The 14,206-nt window shown below is 48.1% G+C and carries 14 protein-coding genes and 1 riboswitch; of the genes, 8 read left to right on the plus strand and 6 right to left on the minus strand.

What is annotated here, in order from left to right; translation table 11 throughout:
• Nucleotides 1-238: 238 nt before the first annotated feature.
• The gene (locus CS562_RS26315) at nt 239-1,474 is read left to right on the plus strand and encodes an MFS transporter (RefSeq protein ID WP_076290653.1); all 1,236 of its coding nucleotides are present in this window, start codon (nt 239-241) and stop codon (nt 1,472-1,474) included.
• A gap of 183 nt (nt 1,475-1,657) precedes the next feature.
• Here CS562_RS26315 and CS562_RS26320 read toward each other — a convergent pair whose 3' ends face one another.
• Nucleotides 1,658-2,146: a DUF2798 domain-containing protein gene (locus CS562_RS26320; RefSeq protein ID WP_076290654.1), complete on the minus strand. Its 489-nt coding sequence runs from the start codon at nt 2,144-2,146 to the stop codon at nt 1,658-1,660.
• 186 nt (nt 2,147-2,332) lie between these two features.
• On the opposite strand from CS562_RS26320, the gene CS562_RS26325 reads away from it, so the two are divergent.
• The 7 genes from CS562_RS26325 (at nt 2,333) to CS562_RS26355 (ending at nt 8,124) form a co-directional block, all read left to right on the plus strand.
• Nucleotides 2,333-2,719, plus strand: a complete 387-nt coding sequence (locus CS562_RS26325; RefSeq protein WP_076290655.1) for a VOC family protein — start codon at nt 2,333-2,335, stop codon at nt 2,717-2,719.
• 16 nt (nt 2,720-2,735) lie between these two features.
• On the plus strand, nt 2,736-3,491 hold the full coding sequence (locus tag CS562_RS26330; protein ID WP_099858652.1) for an NAD-dependent epimerase/dehydratase family protein: 756 nt from the start codon (nt 2,736-2,738) through the stop codon (nt 3,489-3,491).
• 145 nt (nt 3,492-3,636) lie between these two features.
• Nucleotides 3,637-3,749: riboswitch (TPP riboswitch) on the plus strand.
• A gap of 221 nt (nt 3,750-3,970) precedes the next feature.
• Nucleotides 3,971-5,011: an ABC transporter substrate-binding protein gene (locus tag CS562_RS26335; protein WP_099858653.1), complete on the plus strand. Its 1,041-nt coding sequence runs from the start codon at nt 3,971-3,973 to the stop codon at nt 5,009-5,011.
• 219 nt (nt 5,012-5,230) lie between these two features.
• Complete coding sequence (locus CS562_RS26340) at nt 5,231-5,521, plus strand: MTH1187 family thiamine-binding protein (protein ID WP_099858654.1); 291 nt, start codon at nt 5,231-5,233, stop codon at nt 5,519-5,521.
• Nucleotides 5,521-6,279: an ABC transporter permease gene (locus CS562_RS26345; protein WP_063566244.1), complete on the plus strand. Its 759-nt coding sequence runs from the start codon at nt 5,521-5,523 to the stop codon at nt 6,277-6,279. The genes CS562_RS26340 and CS562_RS26345 overlap by 1 nt, the downstream gene beginning before the upstream one ends.
• A gap of 43 nt (nt 6,280-6,322) precedes the next feature.
• Nucleotides 6,323-7,222: an ABC transporter ATP-binding protein gene (locus tag CS562_RS26350; protein ID WP_246318072.1), complete on the plus strand. Its 900-nt coding sequence runs from the start codon at nt 6,323-6,325 to the stop codon at nt 7,220-7,222.
• A gap of 95 nt (nt 7,223-7,317) precedes the next feature.
• Nucleotides 7,318-8,124, plus strand: coding sequence for a TatD family hydrolase (locus tag CS562_RS26355; protein ID WP_076290658.1), 807 nt, complete (start codon nt 7,318-7,320; stop codon nt 8,122-8,124).
• Nucleotides 8,125-8,232: 108 nt separating this feature from the next.
• On the opposite strand, the gene nfsA is transcribed toward CS562_RS26355, so the two are convergent.
• The 5 genes from nfsA to CS562_RS26380 form a co-directional block, all read right to left on the minus strand.
• Complete coding sequence (gene nfsA, locus CS562_RS26360; protein ID WP_099858655.1) at nt 8,233-8,976, minus strand: oxygen-insensitive NADPH nitroreductase; 744 nt, start codon at nt 8,974-8,976, stop codon at nt 8,233-8,235.
• Complete coding sequence (locus CS562_RS26365) at nt 8,960-9,568, minus strand: TetR family transcriptional regulator (RefSeq protein WP_076290660.1); 609 nt, start codon at nt 9,566-9,568, stop codon at nt 8,960-8,962. Before CS562_RS26365 ends, nfsA begins: the two co-directional genes overlap by 17 nt.
• 227 nt (nt 9,569-9,795) lie before the next feature.
• Nucleotides 9,796-10,956 (minus strand): YhgE/Pip domain-containing protein, encoded by a 1,161-nt coding sequence (locus CS562_RS26370; protein WP_076290661.1) that lies wholly within the window; start codon nt 10,954-10,956, stop codon nt 9,796-9,798.
• 334 nt (nt 10,957-11,290) lie between these two features.
• Nucleotides 11,291-13,819 (minus strand): heavy metal translocating P-type ATPase, encoded by a 2,529-nt coding sequence (locus CS562_RS26375; RefSeq protein WP_099858656.1) that lies wholly within the window; start codon nt 13,817-13,819, stop codon nt 11,291-11,293.
• A gap of 163 nt (nt 13,820-13,982) precedes the next feature.
• A complete protein-coding gene (locus tag CS562_RS26380) occupies nt 13,983-14,183 on the minus strand; it encodes a copper ion binding protein (RefSeq protein WP_053779829.1) in 201 nt (66 codons plus the stop codon).
• Between the last annotated feature and the right edge of the window lie 23 nt (nt 14,184-14,206).

Below are 14,206 nucleotides of genomic sequence, written 5' to 3' on the forward strand. Positions count from 1 at the left end.
GTTAACTTGGGGAATGGTTCGCTCCCCTGGCGAAAACGCCTCCGAGTTGGATGCTCTTCAACGGCATGGTCCGATCTGTAATTGTTGTTTTTCAGTATATACGAATTTTAGCCTCCATTGCAAGTTATCCGTGCACACCCTTACATGTCCTGTTATGATAGAGATTGTTTGTTTTTAGGAAATACTCCTGAATGGCAGACTTACTACATAACATAATATCTAGAAGGAGTTTTTCTTCATGAAAAAATTGCTTTGGATTGGATGCTTATCCTATTTCCTCATCGGACTTGCCCATGTGGTTCTCGGCTCCATCCTACCCGTTGCTCTTGAACATTATGGCAAGGATTATAGTCAGGGAGGCACACTGATCTTTGCCCAATTTGCCGGGTTCCTGGGTGGTGTATTGTTATCTCCGTGGTTGAATAAACGCTTCGGGAAACGAGGCGGTCTATTAATTGCCGCAGCTCTGCTCTGCATCGCAGAGTTATCCTATATGCTGCTGCCTCCTTGGGGCTGGATGTTCGTCATTGCACCTGCAGCCGGATTCGGATTCGGTATGATAGAAGCTGTCATCGGTACAATCATTATTGCTGCAATTAAAGATAATACGGCGGTTGCCATGAGCCGACTTGAAGTGTTATTTGGTATCGGCGCCATGGTCATGCCTCTCATTGCAAGCGGTCTGATTTCTGCCGGGTACTGGCGCATGTCGTTCCTCGTGGTTGCCGTCTGTGCAGCGATGACTTTTATCTTCTGGGCCAAAAGTTCATTCGGTGAGCTGGACAACGAGCTGAGTCGCCGTAGCTCAGACCAGACTCCTGTACACACTCACGCTGCTGAATCGCCAAATGGGACGAATCCTGAAGACATTAAACCAACTCGTTCAACCTATCACGGCCGTAATTTGGCTCTTCTGTCTTTATTTGTTTTATTTTTCTTTCTCTATGTCGGCACTGAAATGAGCCTTGCCAACTTCATGCCAGCCATTCTGATTGAGAAAATGAACATGAAGGAAGCAGGTGCTGCACTTAGTGTTACCTGCTTCTGGATCGCCATGTCTGTTGGACGACTTTTTGCCGGATATATTGCGGAGAAATTCCAATATCGCGTCTACGTTCTGTACAGTTGCCTTGCAGCAGTTGTACTGCTGATGATCTTTCCTTTTACCAACCAGATCTGGTCGGCATTTCTGATCATTCTGTTGCTCGGGCTCGCATTATCGGGCGTATTCTCCATTGCCCTCGTCTTCGCCAGCAAAATGCTGCCTGGAACAGAAGAATCGACGCCCAGCATCCTGATTGCATCAGGTGGGGTTGGTGGTGCCATTCTGCCTTTGGTTACAGGCTGGAGTCTCGATCATCTGGAGGTTAACCAGTCAGCATGGATGCTTGCCATTTTTGCAGTTGGTCTGCTGATTATCAGCGTGATTGCGTATCAATGGCAGCGCAGGCATACTGTGAGTTCAGCATCGTAACATCTACCAAACAGAAGATAAAATTAAATTCAATGAATCATAGCTGTAAAAAGTTAGGCGTCGTAGCGTGAATGCTACGACGCCTTTTTTGATTTAAAAATGCACAATTACTTCTTTATCCTAGACCAGTGGACGATTGCCCAGGAAATACTTTCAGATGCTCTAAATCGGAACTAACGTTATTTAGGTTGAAGGGACTACACTCCCTTTATCCTTAATGAATTTACCAAATACATATCGAACGAGTGGTCCCAGAATAATGATTTGGTAAGGAAGCGCCAGGCTGAAATTACGAGCAATCGTATGAAGATACGTATTTAGTACGGATGCTCCACTTAACTGATTCGCAAGGTAAGCGGAAATCATTCCGTACAAGGACATGATCAGAACCATTCCAATGACCATGAAAAATGACATAGCGAGCACGCCCAAAATTTTATTGGATTTGTCAAAAGGTAAGGAAAATGCAATTTTTCTCGCTACAGGTCCAACAATGAAGGACTCCACCAGGAACGCAATGATAAAACACAATATGAATTGAAGCAGTATATCTAGCGCGGACATCTTGCTCAATAACCCATTGTGCCATAAATTGAAAGTCATCATGACGACGACCATCCCTGTGCACATCATCATTCCAAAAATAATCTGTTCTTTCTTCGTTGTTGGCAAATCTCTCATCCTCTCTGTTTACCTTCGTAATTATAGAGATAATGACCCCCTCCTCATAAGTGAACATTCTGTGAACAATTATAATTTTTCCAAATTAAAATCTTATTTGACAACCTCGTAGTACAGCCCTATGATATCCCTTAAAATGGTAGAAAAAAATCGTTAAATATAAGGAGGATTTTGATTATGAGTTTTCAAAAGCGCATTGACCACGTCGGCATTGCCGTTCGTGATCTGGAGACCACGCTGCGTTTCTATACGGAGATTGTTGGTCTTGAATTGAAAGACCGGGTAACCCATACCAACGGTGTCATTCAGCTCGCCTTTCTCGGCTTCAACGGAAGCGATGAGACCGAGATTGAGTTGATTCAGGGATACAGCGACAAGCTGCCTTCCGAAGGTACGGTGCACCATTTTGCCATCCATGTCGATGACCTTGATTCTGAGTACAACCGCATTAAGGCAACTGAGGCCGAATTTATTGATGGAGAGATGATTACACTGCCTAACGGTTACCGTTATTTCTTCATCTATGGACCTGAAAAGGAATGGATTGAGTTCTTCCAGCGCTAAGAATTGGAGCTGATTTATGAACATTTTAATTACCGGCGCAGCCGGAAAAATTGGAAGTGACTTGTCCCAACACTTGTCAGAAGCATTTCACCTTCGACTAACGGATTTGAATATCAACAGACTACATACGTATCAAGGGACAAGCCATGAGATCATGACACTGGATGTGACAGATCCCGAAGCCTGTCAGCACGCTTGCGAAGGCATGGATGTGGTTGTACATCTGGCGGGAGATCCTTCCCCGCATGCCGGATTCTATGAATCGTTGTTGGATATTAATATCAAGGGTACATTTAATGTATTCCGTGCAGCTAAGGACCAAGGTGTGCGGAGAGTCATTCTGGCAAGCAGTGCACAGACGATCGAGGGGTATCCCATTGATGCTCAAGTCTATCCGGACATGCCGACACGCCCACGGAATTTGTACGGAGTTAGCAAATGTTTTGGTGAATCGCTCGCTTCCTATTTTGCGTATACCGAAGGCTTACAAAGTGTAGCAGTACGTATAGGTGCATATGATGATTTTCAACCAGATGGACCCGCGCTGGAGGCAAGGGATATGAGCGCGTATATTAGTCCGGCTGACTTGTGTGATTTGATGTTCAAAACAATTACAGCTACAGATCTGGAGCCCTTCACCATACTGCATGGGATCTCGAATAATCGATTTAAACGATTAAATCTGGAAACCACTCAGAAACAGGTAGGCTATGACCCGAAATCCGATGCTTTTGCACTCAGTCAGATTTCCTTATATGATTCGCCAAGATAATTGTTAAAAACCACACATCTAGAGAGGCCGTTATACGCATGTATAATGGCCTTTTTGATTCATTCATACGTGCCCCTATCCAGTTCCTGACTGGACATGCATGGGCCTCTGGCCTATAATTACACCTAGTAATGCCCGTAACTTCATAGTTTCCCAGGGGAGTCGGAATAGGCCGGCTGAGAGTGTATCCCACCAAGATACTGACCCTTAGACCTGATCTGGATCATGCCAGCGTAGGAATCGGAGTATATCGAATTGGCCCAGCCTCTTTGCTGAGTGCCACATCTCTAACGCCTGCACGCGTCCCGGATTAACGGGGCGCTTTTTTAATGTTCTTTTATATAGCCAGAGAGCTAAAAAAAGTGACGTCATCCGGATCATAGCTGGTATAAATCTGTCGATTTATGCAAGAAGCTTGGATATGAAGCCAAGGAGTACCCCGCGCCACTGGCCGGACAACATGAAGGAGAGAAATGAAGATGAGATGGCGTAAAATGATGGGCCTAATGCTCTTGTGCGTCCTACTAGTGGCTGTGGCCGCATGTGGCGGCAAAGAAGCTGCACCTTCAGGAGAAAATGGCAACAGCAACACCGAAAACAGCAATGAAGGTGACAACGCAGCCCTCAAGGACGTTAAAGTGGTGCTGGACTGGACACCAAATACAAATCATACCGGCCTGTATGCGGCCGTAGATCAAGGTTTTTACAAAGCCGAAGGCTTAAATGTCGAGATTGTACAGCCAGGTGCTGGAGGCGCGGATACGATGGTAGCTTCGAACGAAGTGCCTTTTGGCGTAAGTTATCAGGAGAGTGTAACCCAGGCCCGCACACAGGGCGTACCGCTCGTGTCTATCGCTGCAGTCATTCAGCATAACACGTCCGGATTTGCCGCTCCGGCGGATCGGAACATCAAATCTCCCAAAGATTTTGAAGGTAAAACCTATGGTGGCTGGGGCTCTCCAGTGGAAGAAGCTGTGATGCAATCCATTATGGAAGGCGAAGGCGCCGATGTATCCAAAGTAAAAAATATTAGCATGGGCGATGCAGACTTCTTCACCGCTGTGAAACGCGATATCGACTTTGCATGGATTTTCTACGCATGGACGGGTATCGAAGCCGAACTGCGCGGCGAACCGATCGACATGCTGTATGTAAAAGATTATTCCGAAGCACTGGACTACTACACACCTGTACTCGTTACCAATGAAAAGACGATTCAGAACGATCCCGAGCTGGTTAAAGCGTTCCTGAAAGCGACTTCCGAGGGATATCAATACGCGATTGAACATCCCGAAGACGCTGCCAACATTCTGATCAAGGCCGTACCGGATCTGGATAAGGATCTTGTACTCGCAAGCCAGAAGTGGCTGAGTCCGAAATACCAGGATGACGCACCACGCTGGGGTGAGCAGAAGCAGGAAGTATGGCAGAACTACACGGATTGGATGTTTAGCAAAAAACTGCTCGATGAGCAGGTAGATGTATCCAAAGCGTATACAAACGAGTTCTTACCCCAATAAAAATGGTTTAAGTTTAACTTTTTTTTACACCAGAACGAAGAGTGCAGAACCCATCTGAAGAAGCGAAGCGCTCACCTTTATCCCCGGATTTCCTCCGTTAAAAATTATTAAAGAAATCCGGGGATAACAGTGATCGGAAGAGGGTACTGCAATCGGAGTGGTAAAGTGTAAAGCTGGTTTAGCTCATGCAATTTAACCCGAAAGGAAACGTGATCTCTCATGGCAAGCACACTACTTAGCATTCAAGTCATTCCCAAAACGCCAAATGGCGAAAATTCCTATCCTTATGTTGATCGTGCCATTGAAGTTATTCAGCAGTCCGGCTTGAAATATCAGGTTAATCCACTGGATACCACGATGGAGGGAGAACTGGAGGAACTGCTCGAGGTTGTCCGCAAAATGCACGAAGTTCTCGTGCAAGCTGGCAGCCCAAGCATCATCTCACAGATCAAGATCGCCCATAGCCCAAGCGGCTTCAGCATGGACACCCTGACGGAGAAATATCGCTAATGCATGCCTATTGGAAAAGCGTATGGCCGCCCTTTGTGGCGGTTATTCTCTTTATAGCAATATGGCAGGGAGCTGTCTCCCTGTTCCATATTGAGAAATGGATGCTGCCTGCGCCTTCAGACATCGCCCATGAAGCAGCGTCCCAGGCCGAGCGACTTGGCATGCATGCATGGGCAACAATCCAGCTGACATTGATTGGGTTTGCAGCAGGTACACTTGTGGGATTACTGATTGCGATGGTGCTGCATCTGATTCCATTTTTGAAATCTGCACTCTATCCATTACTTATTCTTAGTCAAAATATACCGACCATTGCGCTTGCCCCGCTCTTGCTGATCTGGTTCGGATTTGGGCTGCTGCCCAAACTTATTACCATCATTCTGGTCTGCTTCTTCCCGGTGGCTGTAGCTGCCATGGACGGATTGACCCGCACCGATGCGGCCATGATGAACTATATGCGCATGGCTGGTGCAAAACGCGGCCAAATTTTCTGGAAACTCGAACTTCCACATGCATTGCCCTCGGTGTTCTCGGGGATTAAAATTGCCGCTACGTACAGCGTCATGGGTGCGATTATCGCCGAATGGATCGGTGCAGATAAGGGCATCGGCTATTATATGATGCTGCAAAAATCAGCCTATCGGACGGATCGTCTGTTCGTGGCAATCATGATTATTGTGGCATTGAGTCTGCTGCTCTTCCTGCTCATTGCGCTACTGGAAAAGCTGCTCGTACGCTGGCGTCCACAAAAGCGATAACTTTGAAATATGCACCATATAAAGGTTAGGAAGTGATGACAAGATGACACCCGAACACAACGAGCGGGTAGCTGCTGCGCCGGATGAAGGTGCAACCACTCCAACGAGTAGCGGAAGTCCTGAGTATGAAACCGTGGCCTTACCTGCACATCATTCATCACCAGCGTTGGAAGTTCTGAACGTGAATGCTTCGTTCCGAGAGCGACGCAGCACATTGCCCGTTCTGGATGGCCTGTCCCTGACCGTGGGACAAGGGGAATTCGTAGCCATCGTCGGTCCTTCCGGCTGCGGTAAAAGCACCCTGTTTCACATCATCGGCGGTCTGCTGAAACCTCAGGAAGGCCAAATCCTGATGAATGGTCAGGATGTTACCGGACAACGCGGCAAGATTAGTTATATGCCACAGCAGCCTGCACTATTTCCATGGCGTACCATCGAGGACAATGTGCTGCTTGCAGGTGAAGTGTCTGCGGACGCACCACCCCGAGCAGAAGCGCTTGCAGATGCCCGGAAGTGGCTGAGCAGTGTCGGTCTGGCCGGATTTGAACAAGCCTATCCGCATATGTTATCGGGCGGCATGCAGCAGCGGGTTGCCTTTCTGCGCGCCCTGCTCAGTCCGCAGGAGTTGATGCTGCTGGACGAGCCTTTTAGTGCGCTGGATGCACTGACCCGTAGCGACATGCAGCGCTGGCTGCTCGATATCTGGGAACAGAACCGCCGCTCGGTGCTGTTCATCACGCATAATATCGAGGAAGCATTATTGCTTGCTGACCGTATCTATGTTTTATCGAATCGGCCTGCAGCTGTACTTCACGAAGTCGATGTTCCCTTTGATCGTCCACGTCACGAAGCGATCACGGAGGACTCTGCTTTTCTTGAACGGAAAAGGCAGATTTCCCAGTGGATGAGAGAAGAACAGCAGAAAACCCGCCTATCCAAATAGCGCGGGTTTTTGAGTTATTTTTTCCCTAAAATGGGTGATCCAAGACAAACTACGCTGCGTATCATTGGTAAAAGACAAAAAGGAGGGGTCCATCCATGCAATCAACCGCTTTTGCACCCTTGATCGATGCTCATCTTCACCTGGACAAATATACACCTGAAGAACAACGTGAGATGCTGCATTCCTTCCCATCCCAACAGGTTGAGGCGGTCATCGCCGTTTCCATGAATCTGGCATCTGCCCAGACTAACCTGGAACTAGCATCACAATACCCTCGTACCGTATATCCAGCCTTTGGGTTCCATCCTGAGCAGCCCCTGCCGACCCTGGCAGAGCAGAATCTGTTCTTCGACTGGATCGAAAAGCATATGGGACAAGCCACAGCGATTGGGGAAGTTGGATTGCCCTATTACAACCGACAGGAAGCCGAACAGGCAGGACACCAATTTGATCAGAGCGGCTATATCGATCTGTTAGAAAGATTTATCCAGTTAGCCAAGCGACATGGAAAACCGATTGTACTGCACGCTGTATATGAGGATGCCGATATCGCCTGTGACCTACTGGAACAATATCATCATCGTCGGGCTCACTTTCACTGGTTCAAAGGCTCCAAGCGGACCGTCCAGCGAATGGCTGACAATGGTTACTTCGTCTCATTCACACCTGATATTGTGTACGAAGAGGAAATTCGTGAATTAGCACGCCAGTATCCTTCCGAGCAGGTTATGGCAGAGACCGATGGGCCTTGGCCTTTCGAGGGACCTTTCCAGGGAAGAATGACGCATCCAGCCATGACGAGACAGGTTATTCAGGCATGGAGTGAAGTGACCGGTATGGGAACGGAGCGGGCAGCGCGTCTCTTTTATCAGAATACGAAACGCTTCTACGGTCTTCCTTAGGTCCAAATTGGCATCCAGTCTTATGATGATTCCTTAACTAAATAGGTACAGTTTGCAAAAAAAGAAGTCAGTCGGCATCCGCCAAACTGACTTCTTTTGAATTTACGCTTAACGTTTCAAGAATCCTTTGCCTTCGAGGAATGGCTTCATCTGTAGACGTACCGGTTCAGTGAGGCGTTTCGCCATCATTTCGGACCACGGTGTAGAACGTTCCCCTTGGGTGCGCTCCTTCATGTATGCAGCGGTCGTTTCGTCATAGATCTCGACGCCTTTGAGGGTCTGCTCAGCGTTATAGCGGCCATGGTGTAAGACGGCTTCCAGCGGTAGACGCGGACGAATACCCGTCTCCTGATCAGCAACACCAATGCACATACCATATACTGGATAGACGCCGTCAGGCAAGCCCAATACTTCGCTAACTTCCTCAATGCGATTGCGCAGCCCACCAATATATACAATTCCGAAACCTAGTGACTCTGCTGCAAGCGCAGCATTTTGCGATGCGAGTGCAACATCAATTGTGGCCACCATAAAGTTTTCAGTGGAGTCCTCATAGGATTCTTTTTCAGGCAAATAACGCTTGGCAGCATCACTCAAGCGATAAAGGTCAGCACACCATACAAGAAACACAGGGCATTCGTTGACGTAAGACTGATTACCTGCCAATTCAGCCATTTTGGCCTTCTGCTCCTGTTCGGTTACAGCAATTATAGTATAGGCCTGCACACTACTTGAAGAGGAAGCCATCTGCCCAGCCGCCACGATTGCTGCCAGCTGCTCCTTACTTACCGGGTCTGGCTTGAATTTCCGCACAGAGCGGTGCTTCATCATCAATTCAATGGTTTCGTTCATTGCTATTCACTCCCAATCCTCGTAGTACGAATTCAATGGTCTGCTCAGCCAGCTCATCTGTGTTCATATCCTGATAGTCAAAGCTAAATCGTGAGTTTTTGGCCCGTTTGTGCGCCAAAGCTACACCCATGACCTGAAGCATCGCATAAGATACGGATTCGATCTGAAATACGCCCTGCTCCTTGCCTTCTTGCAGTAGTTCTCTCACTCTGGTCCAGACGGGGTCCAAAAAACGAAACACGGTATCTGTGCGATGGGTACGCAGCGTAATTTCAAGCTGCACGATATCGCTCATCTCCCGGTCCGTCATTGTGAACTTTACAACTTCACCTATGATTCGTCGGATACCCTCCACGGGGGAGGACATGGACTCTTCAGCCAACTCATTCATCATATGATCAGGAAAAAAGTGCTCAAATAATGCTTCGAACACCTTTTCTTTTCCGCCAAAATGATACGAGACAAGCGATACATTTGCACCCGCCTCATCACAGATTTGACGAACACTCGTCCCGTCATACCCCTGCTGTGCAAAAAGTTTCTTGGCTGCAAGCAATATCCTCGTTTTTATATCCAATTCCGGTTCCGTCATTCCGTCCGCTCCTCTTGTCCGTTCTATTCATTTGCTCCAGCTCACCGGGCTGCAGCGAGACTACTCTATCGTTTCATTATGAAAGTTTGTGCATCAAAGCGCAAGGTGTGCCGCCTGTGTTCCTGCAAAGCTAGCCACCTCAACCTACTATTAAACCAAGCACCCCGGTGAAAATCACCGGGGTGCTTGGCCATATCCTATGAAGAACAACCATGATGACAGGAATATTAGCTGTTCATTTGTGCCGGGCTTGGTGCCCCAGCTGGCATGCGTTGTTTTTTCAACAACGTCACCACCAGGGAGAGGGCTACAGCAACCAGCAAAACAATAACAATCGAGCCAGCAGCGGATTGAACTCCTGGTCCGCCCAGTTGAGCGCTCAGAACACCTTGAACGGCATATGTGGCTGGCAGATACTGACCAATACCACTGTAGAAACTGTTCAGCAATTCACGTGGCACCATTGCACCGGAAGATACCAGTTGCAGCGACAGTGAGATGATGTTGAACAAGCTTCCTGCTGGTCCAAAGCAGATCAGGAAGAACTGGGAGAAGAACATGAATGTGCAGAGGAACAGCGCCTGGAACAACCAGAATGCGATAAACCCTTGCTGGATCTGTCCGCCCAGCGACACAATCAGTGATGATCCCAGCAGAGAAACCACAAGAGCAGACCCCAAATTAATGACTACTCTAGCACCGAACAATGTCCAGCGGGAGTGAGTAGCAGACAGCATACCCATCGCGGTCTGCAGATTCATCCCCATAATCATGGCTCCCACATAAGAAGCGAGTACCATCATCATCGGAACCATCTGGTTGTTCATGCCGTTAACCGGATTCATGGAAGTGGTTGTACCTTCCACTCGTGTAGTCAGGTTGGCAGCAGCTTCAGCTGCCTGATCTGCAGGCGCTCCGGAAGCCGTCAACACAGCTTGCACACCTTGAGCGGTTGCTTGCTTGTTAATCGTGTTCGTCACGCTTTGCGATACACCTTGCATCATGCTTTTGATCGTAACCGGATTCGCCTCGTTGATGGTGTACTTGATTTCGGCAGTGGAACCGGCTGTCTGAATCAGCTGGTTAAAACCTGCAGGAATATTGAGCACCATATGAATCTTACGATGATTTAACTGGTCAAGTGCTTCGGCAGCACTCAGATTCGTTACGGTATGAAAAGGAAGCGTCTCAGCCATACGATCTGCGATCCCTTTTGACTGTTCTCCATCCTCATTGACAACGGCAACCGTCAATTCATTCATCCGGTCATTCACTCCGGAATATGCTGTCATCCAGATCACGCTGAAGATCACTTGGAACATAAGTGCCGTCACGATCCCCACAATTACTGGCGGTTTTTTCAACAATATACGTAAAGCCTGCAACATAAATGATGTCCTCCATTACTAATTAGTTCGAATTTGATGTAAACGATTGTTTAAATCAAACGATCGTTTTAAATTTTAAGTCTATATGTCTATATTGTCAATCTATTTCTGAAAGGTTCAGAAATATAAAGATGTGTTTCGCAAACAATGAATTCCATTTCATAAGAGGACATCACTTCACACGCTCACCTTCCATTAACAAGGAAAGGACCATTCCTTTAACATATTTCAAACACCTTTTATCAACAAAAAAGGCACGATCCGCCGTAGCGTACCGCACCCTATGCTTACTCTTGAGTATAATGCAAAGTTGAATTACGTCCCTCAATGGACATCAGTCATTGCTTTTAAGTTTCATTCGTTGCAGACGCAGCGAATTCAGTACAACCGACACGGAGCTGAACGCCATGGCCGCACCTGCTAACCAAGGAGCCAGGAAGCCCACTGCTGCAATTGGAATACCAATCACGTTATAGCCAAGTGCCCAGAACAGGTTCTGCTTAATATTGCCCATCGTCCGCCGGCTCATCTCGATTGCATCTGCAATACTGTTCAGATCGCCGCGCATTAACGTAATATCTGCTGCTTCCATCGCTACATCGGTTCCGGTTCCAATGGCCATACCGATATCGGCTGTAGCAAGGGCCGGAGCATCGTTGATACCATCTCCAACCATCGCTACCTTGAGGCCACTCTCCTGAAGTTTTTTCACTTCTGCCGCTTTGCCCTCTGGCAGTACCTCAGCCAGAACTTTATTAATTCCGGCTTGCTCTGCTACAGCGCGTGCTGTCCGCTCATTATCTCCCGTAATCATGATGACATCGATTCCCATAGCATGAAGCCGCTGAATGGCTTCCCGTGAAGTATCCTTGATGGTGTCCGCCACGGCAACAAGCCCAGCCCATTGACCATCCACCGCGACCAGCATCGCTGTGCGCCCTTGTTCTTCAAGGTTGTTCATCTGTTGCATGGTTTCCTCGGAGACATTTACCTTCGCATCTGTAAGCAGTCGGCGTGTCCCGACCAGGATCTCTTGTCCCTTAACCCGAGCTCGCACACCATATCCCGGTATGTTCTCGAATTGCTCTGATTGGGTTAACTCCAGACCTTTACCTCGGATTCCTTCCACAATCGCCTCAGCCAAAGGATGCTCCGAACTCTGCTCTGCCGCTCCCACCCGTTGCAACAGCTCTGCCTCCGTCCATTCTGGAGCCGTCACCACATCCGTAAGCACGGGCTTGCCTTGGGTAACTGTGCCTGTTTTGTCCAGTACAACGGTCTGGATCTGCTGTGCCGATTCCAGATGTTCGCCGCCTTTGAACAACACACCATATTCCGCCGCGCGCCCTGATCCAGCCATAATAGACGTTGGGGTTGCGAGTCCAAGCGCACAAGGACAGGCAATAACAAGTACAGCAATCGCCTTCTCCAGCGAGCCGGCAAAGTCACCGGGACTGGCGAACAGATACCAGATTAGGAACGTGACTACCGCGATGCCTACAACAATCGGAACAAAGATGCCTGAGATCACATCAGCAATCCGCTGAATAGGGGCCTTGGAACCTTGCGCTTGTTCAACCACTTTAATGATCTGTGATAACGCCGTATCCGAGCCCACGCGGGTCGCACGCAGTCTTAATACTCCATTTTTGTTCAGCGTAGCGCCTGTAACGGCATCCCCTGGTTTTTTATCCACGGGCAGGCTCTCTCCGCTTAACATGGATTCGTCGACAGAAGATTGCCCTTCCTCCACGATGCCATCCACAGGAATGCTGTCTCCGGGTTTTACCAGAACAAGATCACCAACCGCAACATATGCCGACGGTACAATAACTTCCTGTCCATCACGAATCACTCTGGCTTCACGCGGAGCCAGCTCGATGAGGCTTTTGATTGCCTGAGAGGAGCGCCCTTTAGCTACAGCCTCGAACCATTTTCCCAATAGGATCAACGTAATCAGAATTGCACTCGTCTCATAATAAAGCTCCACGGTTGGCATGGCTGCTGTAGTCATTCCCGTCCCACCATGATCCATCATGGTCGAAGCTGCATTGCCACTGGTCAGGGTCAGATAAAGACTGTAGAAGAACGCCGCACTTGTACCCAAAGCAACCAGTACATCCATATTGGCACTGCCATTACGAAGTGCTTTATAGGCTCCCACATAGAACTGCCATCCGATGACAAACTGTACCGGCGTTGCCAACACCAGTTGGAACCATGGGTTCATGAAAAGATCCGGTACCCAGATCCACGAGGTGAATGAGAAGTGGCCCACCATGGCCCAAAGCAGCGGCAAAGATAACAGGGCGGAGATCATCCACTTCCACTTTTTGCGCTGTAATTCACGCTCACGCACCGACTGGGTATCTTCCTGTGTCTGCTGCAATTCCGCACCATAACCGAGCTGCTTGATCTTCGCCGTAATATCGGTTGCCTTCAATACTCCTGCTGCAAATTCCACATGTCCCGTTTCCAGCGCCAGGTTCACGTTTGCACGGGATACACCCGGCAACCGGGAAAGACCTTTTTCGATTCGGGTAGAACAAGCGGCACAGGTCATGCCTGTAATGTCCAGATCCACGGATTCCGTTACTGTACCATAACCAAGTGCTTCCACTTTATCCCGCAAAGCATTGATGTTCGTTGTCTTCGGATCATAGGATACCGTCGCTTGTTCTATAGCGAGGTTAACATTCGCCTGATTGACCCCTTCCATTCGGGACAATCCCTTCTCAATCCGGGTAGAGCAGGCAGCACAGGTCATCCCTGTAATTTGCAGTGTTGTCTGTAATCCCGCTGTTTCCGGTGATGGTACGGGTTCTGATGCAGTTGTGTTGTCCGTTGTTGATGACTTATCCATGTTGTTAGCTCCTTTCTCTATGAAATATTTTTATCCATCCAATACCCCCAAGGGGTATATAAAAGACAGAAAATCAGGCTTAAACAATGAACTCATTTATTGGAAAAGAGATCTATTGAATTCCTTTCCATGCAAAGGGAAGTTCAGTTTAAGCCTGCGATGATTAGACTACGTCATACCCTTGATCTTCAATGGCTGCCTTGATCTGATCCACATTGACTTTTTGCTCGTCATATTCAACTGCGACAGTTCCTGCTGCCAGATCAACCTGACCATTCGCTCCTGCATTCTTCACGGCTTCTTCAACCGATTTCACACAGTGATTGCAAGACATTCCTGTAACGTTCAACGTAATATTTGACATGGGTAGTTCCTCCTTAGATATAT

Source organism: Paenibacillus sp. LK1 (assembly GCF_002750415.1).
Lineage (GTDB): Bacteria > Bacillota > Bacilli > Paenibacillales > Paenibacillaceae > Paenibacillus > Paenibacillus taichungensis.

Coding starts and splice junctions, on each gene's coding strand:
- CS562_RS26350 (WP_246318072.1), top strand. CDS start 6,323: ATGACACCCGAACACAACGAGCGGGTAGCTGCTGCGCCGGATGAAGGT.
- CS562_RS26315 (WP_076290653.1), top strand. CDS start 239: ATGAAAAAATTGCTTTGGATTGGATGCTTATCCTATTTCCTCATCGGA.
- CS562_RS26375 (WP_099858656.1), bottom strand. CDS start 13,819: ATGGATAAGTCATCAACAACGGACAACACAACTGCATCAGAACCCGTA.
- CS562_RS26370 (WP_076290661.1), bottom strand. CDS start 10,956: ATGTTGCAGGCTTTACGTATATTGTTGAAAAAACCGCCAGTAATTGTG.
- CS562_RS26330 (WP_099858652.1), top strand. CDS start 2,736: ATGAACATTTTAATTACCGGCGCAGCCGGAAAAATTGGAAGTGACTTG.
- CS562_RS26345 (WP_063566244.1), top strand. CDS start 5,521: ATGCATGCCTATTGGAAAAGCGTATGGCCGCCCTTTGTGGCGGTTATT.
- CS562_RS26365 (WP_076290660.1), bottom strand. CDS start 9,568: ATGACGGAACCGGAATTGGATATAAAAACGAGGATATTGCTTGCAGCC.
- CS562_RS26340 (WP_099858654.1), top strand. CDS start 5,231: ATGGCAAGCACACTACTTAGCATTCAAGTCATTCCCAAAACGCCAAAT.
- CS562_RS26355 (WP_076290658.1), top strand. CDS start 7,318: ATGCAATCAACCGCTTTTGCACCCTTGATCGATGCTCATCTTCACCTG.
- CS562_RS26380 (WP_053779829.1), bottom strand. CDS start 14,183: ATGTCAAATATTACGTTGAACGTTACAGGAATGTCTTGCAATCACTGT.
- nfsA (WP_099858655.1), bottom strand. CDS start 8,976: ATGAACGAAACCATTGAATTGATGATGAAGCACCGCTCTGTGCGGAAA.
- CS562_RS26325 (WP_076290655.1), top strand. CDS start 2,333: ATGAGTTTTCAAAAGCGCATTGACCACGTCGGCATTGCCGTTCGTGAT.
- CS562_RS26335 (WP_099858653.1), top strand. CDS start 3,971: ATGAGATGGCGTAAAATGATGGGCCTAATGCTCTTGTGCGTCCTACTA.